This window comes from Xenorhabdus sp. PR6a (assembly GCF_028599065.1).
Lineage (GTDB): Bacteria > Pseudomonadota > Gammaproteobacteria > Enterobacterales > Enterobacteriaceae > Xenorhabdus > Xenorhabdus doucetiae.
Genome location: NZ_JAQRFJ010000086.1, coordinates 1 through 9,938, shown reverse-complemented (window position 1 = coordinate 9,938; position 9,938 = coordinate 1). Strand labels below are relative to the sequence as shown.

At 48.5% G+C, this 9,938-nt stretch carries 8 protein-coding genes; 3 read left to right on the top strand and 5 right to left on the bottom strand.

Annotation, left to right across the window (positions count from 1 at the left end):
* The 5 genes from PSI15_RS16200 to PSI15_RS16180 form a co-directional block, all read right to left on the bottom strand.
* Positions 1-1,998 (bottom strand): DUF6531 domain-containing protein (locus tag PSI15_RS16200; RefSeq protein ID WP_273584430.1); only part of this gene is annotated, 1,998 nt, incomplete at its 3' end.
* An 11-nt stretch (positions 1,999-2,009) separates the two neighbouring features.
* Complete coding sequence (locus tag PSI15_RS16195; protein ID WP_045969086.1) at positions 2,010-2,366, bottom strand: DUF4150 domain-containing protein; 357 nt, start codon at positions 2,364-2,366, stop codon at positions 2,010-2,012.
* Positions 2,359-3,576, bottom strand: coding sequence for a DUF2169 family type VI secretion system accessory protein (locus tag PSI15_RS16190; protein WP_273584429.1), 1,218 nt, complete (start codon positions 3,574-3,576; stop codon positions 2,359-2,361). The genes PSI15_RS16195 and PSI15_RS16190 overlap by 8 nt, the downstream gene beginning before the upstream one ends.
* Positions 3,577-3,591: 15 nt before the next feature.
* Complete coding sequence (gene tssI / locus PSI15_RS16185; protein WP_443256105.1) at positions 3,592-5,781, bottom strand: type VI secretion system tip protein TssI/VgrG; 2,190 nt, start codon at positions 5,779-5,781, stop codon at positions 3,592-3,594.
* A 732-nt stretch (positions 5,782-6,513) separates the two neighbouring features.
* Positions 6,514-7,731, bottom strand: coding sequence for a tyrosine-type recombinase/integrase (locus PSI15_RS16180; RefSeq protein WP_273584428.1), 1,218 nt, complete (start codon positions 7,729-7,731; stop codon positions 6,514-6,516).
* A gap of 366 nt (positions 7,732-8,097) precedes the next feature.
* Here PSI15_RS16180 and PSI15_RS16175 point away from each other — a divergent pair, with 366 nt between their 5' ends.
* From PSI15_RS16175 to PSI15_RS16165, 3 genes are all read left to right on the top strand, one after another.
* Entirely contained in the window at positions 8,098-9,312 is a 1,215-nt protein-coding gene (locus tag PSI15_RS16175) for a tyrosine-type recombinase/integrase (RefSeq protein WP_273584427.1), read from the top strand.
* Between the two features lie 226 nt (positions 9,313-9,538).
* On the top strand, positions 9,539-9,757 hold the full coding sequence (locus PSI15_RS16170) for a helix-turn-helix transcriptional regulator (protein ID WP_273584426.1): 219 nt from the start codon (positions 9,539-9,541) through the stop codon (positions 9,755-9,757).
* The coding region (locus PSI15_RS16165; protein WP_273584425.1) for an AlpA family phage regulatory protein at positions 9,754-9,938 on the top strand (185 nt) is incomplete at its 3' end. The genes PSI15_RS16170 and PSI15_RS16165, both read left to right, overlap by 4 nt.

Here is a 9,938-nt window from a genome sequence, read left to right as displayed (position 1 = left end):
GCGTTCGCCGGTCGGAAGCCAACTTTCAGTGAGCTGGCCGTGTTCGTCATAACCATAAGCAAAGGTGTCGCCCGTCGGCAGTTTCACTTCGGTCAGCGCCCCGTCAGGGTTGTAACCGAAAGTGGTTATCCCGCCAGCCGGATCGGCTTCCCAGACAATCTGGCTATAGCGCCATTGGCGGCGGGTGATCCGCCCTAATGGATCGACTTCACGGACAATCAACCCATTGTGATCGTAATGGTATTGGGTTTCACCGCCTTCACCATCCCGATAGGTAGTGATGCGTGCCTGATCATCATAGTGGAAATGGTCACACCAATAACCGCTGGGGGAAGTTGTGCTGAGTACGCGTCCTTGTTCATCATAAGTCAGGCTTAAATCGGTCTGGTCAGTGTCGTGCCAGCGGATCATCCACCCCTGCACATCATATTCATGCCACAAGTGGTTGTGCTGGAAGGCGTCACATTCATGCAGGTAGCCTTGCGGATCATAGTGACAGGTCACTAACCGCTGCTGTTTCTGTGGTTCAAGATAATCCACTGTCTGGAGTTGCTGGCCCTGATAGCCCAACACCAGCCGGAAACCATCCGTGCGTGTGACTTCAATCAGTTGCGACTGTTTATCGTAGATAAACTGAATTGTGTTCTGACGGCGATCGGTGATCGCGGACAGTCTGCGGATATTGCCGACAGCTTGGTTGAAATGGTAGCTAAGCTGGGCGCGGCGATCAGTTAGTTGCAATTCGCCATTCAGTTCCCCCGTCAGCACGTAATGAGGAATATGCTGGTTACGGGCGAGCACCGTGTTATCCGGCGTGCTGAAATCGTAAATCACGCCGTCGGCATCAGTAAAATTTACCTTACCATCGGCCAGTTCCAACTGACGTGACCAGTCATCCGCCCATTTCGATCCAAACAGGCCGCTGAACTTAGCGGTGGAACGATAGGTGCGGGTCAGGGTGATGGGTAACAATCCGGGAATGACGATAACCGGCCAGACTTGCAGGAAGTCCCCGGTGGCCATATCGACAGGATCACCTTCTGGCGTGGTTTTGTTGTTATTTTGCCCTTCTTTGCTATTGGACTTGTTGTCAACGGGATCTTGTTTGTTGTTTTGGGGTTTGGTGGGGGCGGCTGTCTCTGCTGTCTCTGTCGATTTCCCCTCAATACTGGCACCTTTAGTGTCCCCCGCAGCCTGCGTTTCAGTTTTCGCCGTGATTTTAACTTCTTGTTTGGTGGCCTGTTTACCGAGTTTTAAAAAGGAGCCAATGCCTTTAAGTATACTGGGTATTTCGCCCACCAAAGATACAGTCATACCGGTATCAAATGCCATTTCCCCGCCTTTCTGCATCGGGTTATCAAAACTTTTTCGTTTTGAGTCCAGATTAAATTCTTGGATATTTTGAGATATGGCGGTACCCGTGTTGCGTACACTTTCGGCGGGGCGTTTCTGCCCGAAAGCTTCCAGTTCAGCAGCACGGGCTTGGGCGTCCAACGCAGAGGCATTCCCTTGCAATTTTGTCACCGCTTCTGCGGCATCGACAGCCAGATTATTGGCACGTTTTGCTGCGCCGATAGCGAAATCAGTCGCACGAAACTTATCGACGTTCTGGCGGGTATTATCTGCCACAGCACGTAGGTTTTCTGCTGCTTTTTTCTGTCCAGTCATTTCCAATATGGCAGCACGTTCTTCTGCATCTGCATCTATAGAATTGACCATGCCCGTGTCAAAGTAATCTCTTATCTGCTCCCAAACACCTTTTTCTTCTTTAGTTTCTGGTAGTACCACTGTATTGGCCTCATGGGGAGGATTAGTTGCCTGTGGTGCCTGTCCGATAATTTTACCGATTGTATTGCCTTCCCCGGTCGGACTGTCATCCCGAACCTTTTGGGGTAACGGGGAATTCGGTTTAGGGGGGACAATATCCTTTGTGTTGGCCGGTTCTTCTGCCTTGTCTACGGCTTTGTTGTCTGTTCCGGCTCCGTTGTTTTCTGCCATGGTTTCCGTCCTTATGCTCCGTTCATCCAGAATTTATCCCCGTGACGCAGGACCAGTTTATTGCCCGCCCGCACTGTCTTGGTATGCTCCTGTGGGTGGCACTTCGCGCCCACCGTGCCACTCTTAACACCATTGGCCACGCCCGGCTGGTCGCCGAGTGTTGTGGGCACAAAGCTGCGGGCAAATACCACCACTGGCTGGCCGTTGGCGCGCACAGTTTTTTCCGGCACTGAGCTGTCTGCCAGTTTTGCGACGACCGGATAGGGGATTGGCGGGGTGGAAGATCCCATCGGGGTTTTGCACACGTCCGGCAACATGCCGACGATCATCCAGCTCCCCGCCGTGCGGGCGATGTGGTTATCAGCCATCCTTTTTCTCCTCTTCCAGTGGTGCCAGTTTGAGCAACGGGGCATCCGGGTTGATTTCAAACCGCGCTTCAGCGACCCGTGCGGGCAGAGCGGTTTTGAAGCTCAGTCGGCAGGTCATATGCAGCGTCCTTGCCTCGCTGTCGATAATTAACGTGTCCATACGCATAGGAACAGGCAGCAGAATGCCGTTGTGCATCCGCAGCAGGATAAACGGGCGGTGCCCCGGCAGGGTGACATGCAGGTCACCATCAGGTGTCAGCCCGCTTAACGTGATGGCAATATCCGTTTCCGGCCAGTCGATCTGTTGGTCAACTGGTGCGCCGTTCCAATAGCCAAAATCAAAATCTTTCGGCAGATAGGGATGGCGGTGCGCCAGCCAGTCGGCATCGTAAGTGCCGGCAAGCTGACGGCGGGGCAGCCATGGACGGCCGATAAAGCCCAACCCTTGCGGCTGGCAGGCCGGGGTATCGGGCGATAAGGTACCCGCCAGTTGAGCAGAAAAATGTTGCGCAGTGAACGGCGCATCCGGCCGGGTAATGCGCGGGGCCGGGTAGCGGGGCAGTTGTTTGGCGTTGGCATACCACGGCGTGACAAATCCGGTACCCAGCGGATTGGTTTCACAGGTGGCATGGGCAACTGGGGCTTTTTCCCCGTCTGGATGTTGCTGGCGTTGTTCCGGTGTCAGACGATCACTTTCTTGAAGGTGTTCGCTCGCTTTATCGTCCGCCTGAATTTTGCATTCGCCCCCATAGGCATAGCGATAATCCAGCGGCAGGGTCGTAAAGGGTTTCGGATCAGTCAGTTGCCAATGACCACCAGCATCACGGATAAATTCCCGTTCACCAGTCACAGTCAGGGTTTTGTCGAGCAGGGTCTGGCCCTGCTTGCTCTTAACCTGTAACTGAACAGGAAACTCCGTACAGGGGCGGCCATCAGGGGCATAAGCCGTGCCGTTAACAATCACGTCACAGCGCGGTTTAAACGGGGCAAGGTCACTTTCCTGCAACACCTGCGAGGCATTCATCTGCCCCCGGTATTCATCCTGTAAATACAGGGGCGGCGCGGGCAGTAATTCAGCGCTGTATTCCCCTTGTCCGGCAGGCAGTAACTGGTAGCCGATTTTCATCACGGCCACGTGGTGCTCCACATCCTCCACATCCAGCATGGCATAGTTCATCACCGTAAAGGGAGTCAGGTTACGAAATTCCATCTCAATCCGTCCTTTCTAGTTCAGGTCGATATCTTTACCCGTGATTTGTACCGGGCCGCTGGCCTCAAATTTGAACTCACTGCCCTTGAGGGTAATTTTGCCGCTGCTGTCCATGCGCAGGACGCTTGCGCCACATTTCAGTTCAATCACATCGCCGGTGGTGATGGAAAGGGTATTGGTGATGGTCTCTGCCTTGTGTGCACCGACCTCGATAATGTAGTTCTTGCCGGTGATCAGTTTACGCATCTCCTTCACCGTTTCCGTGCTGTTGAGCGTGACCGTTTCCTCTTTGTTCTCATTGATCTTGATGATCTGGTTTTTCTCCACGGTCTCGGTGTGGTTGGCGATCACATGGGTATCGCGGTTGTTGAGCACCTTGGTGTACATGTCTTTCTGAGCATGCAGTGACAGCTTCTCACTGCCCTTGGCATCCTCAAACAGCAGTTCGTTATACCCCTCGCCCTTGTGGGTCTTGGAGCGCAGTGCCATCTGGGTTTTGCTGCCCGGCAGTTTGCCCGGCGGGATATTGCTGGCATGGTAGGTTCTTCCGGTGACGATGGGCTGGTCCGGGTCGCCGTGCAGGAAATCCACCACCACTTCCTGGCCGATGCGCGGGATGGCCAGCATCCCCCAGCCCTGACCTGCCCATGGCTGGCTGACCCGTATCCAGCAGGAGCTTTGATCGTCGCTCTTGCCATAACGATCCCACGGAAATTGCAGGCGTACACGCCCATATTGGTCACAGAAGATTTCTTCGCCGGCCGGGCCGACCACCTTAGCGATTTGTGGGCCATCCATCACCGGTTTGGCCAGCAGTGCCGGACGCCAGTTCTGATTCTGGCGGATAAAGTAGAAGTGGCTGTGCAGCGTGGTACCGCTCTCGCCGCCGCTTGCCGTTTCCAGCGCACCCGGCTGGCTGCCGCTGTGACTGGTGGAAACGGTCTGCCATGACTGGTTCAGGTCTGCCCGTGGATGGTTAGTGAGGATAAACAGTTTACCCGGCTGTAGCGCTATCGCATTGCCGCTGCCCTGCCCCATCATTGCATCGCTGCGCAATGCCTCCAGCCGGTAACGGGTAAAGTCCTTGCCATGGGCTTCGTCTTTGAAGCGGCCGGGGTAATCGTAGTGCTCGTAGTACAGCTGTTGCAGATTTTCATCCCGTATCTGCTGGCTAAATTCCGCCGGCCACGCCGGGTTCTTGAAGGTGTAATCCTTAAGCTGGACCTGAGCCGGCCGTATTTGTGCGCTGCTGGTCAGGCTGTTGACAGCCGGTTCGCCCAGCGTACTGCTTTCTCCCGGCTGATAGGGCAGGCGTATGCCCGGCGGCACTGAACCGCAGTCGTCGGCGAAGACCAGCGTGTTGCGCCCGTTACTGCATTCGAAGAAGTAGAAAATGCCTTCTTCGGCCGTCAGCCGTTGCAGGAAATCGAAGTCGCTTTCCTGATACTGTACGCAGAATTCGCGCGCCGGGTGAGGGTGGCGCAGGCTGAAGATCACATCGCGGATTTTATGTTCTTTCAGGAGGGTAGTAATGATGGTAGCAATATCCTGTTGCTGGAAAATGCGCGAGTTCTGTCTCAGGGTGGTGCGCCACAGATCCGGGCGGATACTCATCCGGTAGGTCGTTTGGTGCAGGCCGGTGTTGCCCTGTTCAAAGCGGGTGACGATGCCGGTGACGCTGCGCTGTTCGACAGCGTTTTGCAGAATGGTCAGCGTGGCGGTGCGATCCAGTACTGCCGGAAAATCAATAGCCGGGTCGGCACTGGCCAGCCCCACACTCAGGCTAAACGGCTGGGAAAAACTTTCGTTCAGGGTGAAATCGGTCACGACAAACGTCTGCGGCGGTAAACCGCCTGCGGTCAGGGTAAATTGCAGGCCACTTGGGTCACGCCCGCCCATCAGCATCTGGCCGACTTTTTCCAGCACTTTGGTGGCCGCATTCTGCCCCCCGGCTGCGCGTTGTGACAATCCTTGCCCACCAGCAAAGCCGCCGCCTGGAATTAAACCCGCCGATCCTGAAATACCGCTGCCTGAACTTCCGCCTATTCCCCCGGTAAAACCACCTCCCGGTATTAAGCCGGCCGTGCCTGACAGGCCGCCGCCCAATTTTCCTGCAACCTGTTTCGCTTTCTGAATAGCGCCCTGCCCCTGCTGAACAAGGGCTTGTCCTTTCTTCAATTTATCGATGTTCTTCTTTATTGACATGGTGTGTCTCCCTGAGATGATGGAACGTTATGTAATAGGCTATCCCACCTGATAGCAACGCAGGCCATAACATTCGGGTACAAGATTTAAATCTAACGCACATTGTCTCCGACAAATTTGTTAATTAAGGGCGTAATACGTTGTTTTTCGATAATTTGCAGGGACTCTGTTGTCCGAATATATCGGTTGATCCGTGATAAACAAAATGGGGGTAATAATAAATAACGAAGGAGTAAAGACCAAATTAAATCAAGTGAAATAAAAAACGGACTCCGACAATGACCGTGTAAAAAGTTAAAATGATTGCCGTTGAGAAATAATATTCTGAAATGGCGTATGTGATTAGTGTATAGAACCACTTAATATTTATCCATAAAAGATGTTTTTTTGTAACGATATGAAATAAAAGTAAAAAATAGATAATGGCTTTGACAAAATCATGATCATTTTAATTTTATGATGTTGCTCACAAAAAACTGTTTTTAGCAATGAGGTTTTTTACTTTCTGTCTTTTTTTAATAAAAACAACGTAATAATAAATGATACACCTGCATTAAATATATAAATGACCTCCATTTATTCAAATGGAGGTCAATATTGCGGTGAGATCCATCCTAAATTGGAAATGGACAAATTAATATTTGGCTCATTTAGCAATATCAAGATTAAGTTAATTCAAATAACTCTATTTTGTTAGACTACTGTCTGGATTTCAAAGGGCAGCTTCCTGCCCTATAGTGAGAGTAATTTATTTTCCCATTGCTTTATAATTTCCCGTTTTTCTTTCAGGTAGTCGTAACGGTCATAGTGCTTGGATGAGACACCGGGTCTTTTGTGGTTCTGTACTCTGTCTCTCATTTCGGAGCTTACTCCCATATCTCCCGCTAATGTTTTGAACGTTCTTCGGATATCTCTTGGTGTGAACTTCTCGAAGTCATAGCGGTCACAGAACTTGCGTAATTGCTTGCCATATTCAGCGGTTAACAAATGACCTTCTTTGGTCTTGCCGGGAAATAGGAATTCAGAGTCAGGATATTGTTTAGCTTGTTGCTCTAATATTTTTGTGGCGGACTCACATAATGGGATCACATGGTAATCACTATTTTTTGATATATTGGGTGGCACTGTTAGCGTATTGTTCTTTTTATCCCAGTTATCTCTTGTATTGGTCATGATTTCCCAAGGGCGCTGTCCAGCGGTAAAAATACAGAGTAACAGTAATCGGCCGTAATCTGGATTGATTGGAAATATTGTCTGAGAAACTTGGAATAATTCCAGAATGGCTCTCATTTCATCCCACGATAAAAATCTATCCAGCGCTCTATCTGCATCTTCTTGTCGCGGAACGATGGTCACAGGGTTTCGATCTAACCCATAGATAACTTTCTCGTTCAGCTTGGCTGGGTCATTGTCAGCAAATAGACCAAAATTAAATACAGCATGAAGATTTGAACGAGCCTTATTTGAGCCAGCAACAGCACCACGTGATATAAATTCCGCCAGTACTCTTTTAATGTGGTCTGGGGTGATATCTTTGGCTGGAGCATTTCTATCAATATGTTGGCTATCCAATACTTGATTTAGCCTGTATTCGGTTTTGTCGTATGATCGTTTTCCTCGGCGTTTTTGGTCAGAAATATAATCTTTAAATAGCTGCTCGATTGTAGCGTGTTCTATGATGGCTTTTTCTGGGGCTGAAACGTTATCGGCAGCATCTCGTGATTTAGATAATGCCTCCGCCAAGGAGAGAGCAGGAAAGTCACCTAGATTAATGAACTTCTCTTTCCCATTCTTAAAATAACGATAAACAAAAACCTTTCTCCCCGATGGGTATGTTTTGACTCCTAGCCTGCCAGTTCCTCGTGTTGCTGATGCTTGCCATGTATAATAAGCTGAGTTTTTGGGTTTCAGGCCTCGAATTTTACTGTCAGTCAATAAGGTACTAGCCATTGGAAATATCCTTCATTGCAGGTCAAGTAACGGGTCAAGTTATGATGAAATGATATGCAACTATATGAAACCGCGCAACCTATAAAATCCATATTAAATCAAAGTGATGAAGCCTTATGAAATCAGAAGAAATCATGTGAAATCAATAGTTTTTGTCCTTCTAAGCCGTAGGTCACAGGTTCGAATCCGTAGGGCGTACCATCTATTCATATCTTAACGTCTTCCAAAGTCCACAAAACCCCAGTAAATACGCGATGTTAGCCGTTTTTCGTTCTTCTGTAGTCCAGTCAGGTAGGTTGAAATCCATAGATCTCTGGGGGCATAATTGGGGGCATTGTTAGGTTCAATCAAAATGGATGCCCCCACATGAAGTTGACAGCCAGACAGATAGACACTGCTAAGCCCAAAGACAAATCGTACAAACTCTCCGATGGTGGGGGCATGTACTTAGAAATTTTTCCGAATGGTTCCAAATGTTGGCGATTAAAATATCGCTTTGCGGGTAAAGAGAAGCGATTGGCATTTGGCACTTATCCTATCGTAACCTTGGCAGAAGCCAGAAACAAAAGGGAAGATGCCAAGAAAATATTGGCAAATGACGATGATCCGGGGCTGGTTAAAAGGCAGGAAAAAAGAGAAAAAGCTCTCATCGTAAGTAACAGCTTTGAAAAAATCGCCCTTGAATGGCACGCCTATAAAGTTCCTAACTGGTCAAAGGGATATGCAGAAGACCTTTTAGAAGGTTTCACAAAAGATATTTTTCCTTTCATTGGCAAACTCGCCATCACTGATATCAAGCCATTAGACATGCTCACCGTCCTGCGCAAAATGGAACAGCGTGGAGTTCTCGATAAGCTGAAAAAGATCAGACAGGCATGTAACCAAGTTTTCAGATATGCAATTGTCACGGGAAGAGCGGAATATAATCCAGCGGCGGAACTGGCTGGCGCATTAGCAACACCGAAAGCCAAGCATTTCCCACATCTGAATGTCGATGAATTACCCGCTTTCCTACAAGCATTGTCCCTCTATAGCGGAAGTAAAATTACTCAAATTGCAACGAAGTTACTTCTGCTTACCGGATTGAGAACAATAGAACTTCGCGCCTCTACTTGGGCAGAAATTAATTTCGACAAAGCAATTTGGGAAATCCCTCAAGAGCGGATGAAAATGCGTCGGCCTCATATTGTCCCGCTTTCTGAGCAAGCTATGGCTTTGCTGAGGGAATTGGAAGCAATCACAGGCCGATTTAACTTTGCTTTTCATGGCAGGAATGATGCAAGTAAGCCAATGAGTGAAGCCGCTATTAATCAGGTTCTTAAACGCATTGGTTATGCTGGTCGGGCAACAGGCCACGGATTCCGTCATACCATGAGCACTATCTTACATGAACAGGGTTATAACACTGCATGGATTGAAACACAGCTTGCTCACGTTGATAAGAACAGTATTCGAGGAACCTACAATCACGCCCAATATTTGGATGGACGCAGGGAAATGCTTCAATGGTATGCCGACTACATGGATGCACTCGAACAAGGCGGAAATGTGGCGCATGGCAAATTTAAGAAACATGCTTGATTGAATTATCTTAAAATAATCATTTAATGTTAATACATAACTATTTATGGTTTTATATTAATCATAAATGGTTATTTTTGTAAATGGTAAGACATAATACATTCTTTGTATGAAACAAATTACTATTGCCATGTAATGAATTCATTTTACAACTTCGGTTTAATTACCCCTGTTCTAATAACGTCTAAAAAGAACCAATATAGATAAGCCAATAGGGGTAAAGTATATGTCAGAAATTATCACGTCTAAAGAAAGTCTTATCCGCTTACCAGAAGTGCAACGCAGAACGGGTTATAGCAAAGCATGGATTTACAAACTGATTGAGGAAGATAAATTTCCGAAACAAGTCAAAATTGGTACTCGTTCAATAGCTTTTATTGAATCAGAAATTGATAGTTGGATAGCTCAACGTATTGCCGAATCTCGCGGCGAGATGGTGCAATGAATAGATATATTTCGCCTACTGACAACCAGAGGAAATATATTCTTTCTGCCTATGGGGAATCAGAAAGAAGAATAAGAGAAGCAGAGCGAAGAAGATTAACCAGCATATCAAGGGGACATTGCTATAAATTGGAAGCTTTAGGTCTATTTCCTTCACGTTGTCATTTTGGACGTAACTCTTG

Coding starts and splice junctions, on each gene's coding strand:
- PSI15_RS16195 (WP_045969086.1), bottom strand. CDS start 2,366: ATGGCTGATAACCACATCGCCCGCACGGCGGGGAGCTGGATGATCGTC.
- PSI15_RS16170 (WP_273584426.1), top strand. CDS start 9,539: ATGTCAGAAATTATCACGTCTAAAGAAAGTCTTATCCGCTTACCAGAA.
- PSI15_RS16175 (WP_273584427.1), top strand. CDS start 8,098: ATGAAGTTGACAGCCAGACAGATAGACACTGCTAAGCCCAAAGACAAA.
- PSI15_RS16190 (WP_273584429.1), bottom strand. CDS start 3,576: ATGGAATTTCGTAACCTGACTCCCTTTACGGTGATGAACTATGCCATG.
- tssI (WP_443256105.1), bottom strand. CDS start 5,781: ATGTCAATAAAGAAGAACATCGATAAATTGAAGAAAGGACAAGCCCTT.
- PSI15_RS16180 (WP_273584428.1), bottom strand. CDS start 7,731: ATGGCTAGTACCTTATTGACTGACAGTAAAATTCGAGGCCTGAAACCC.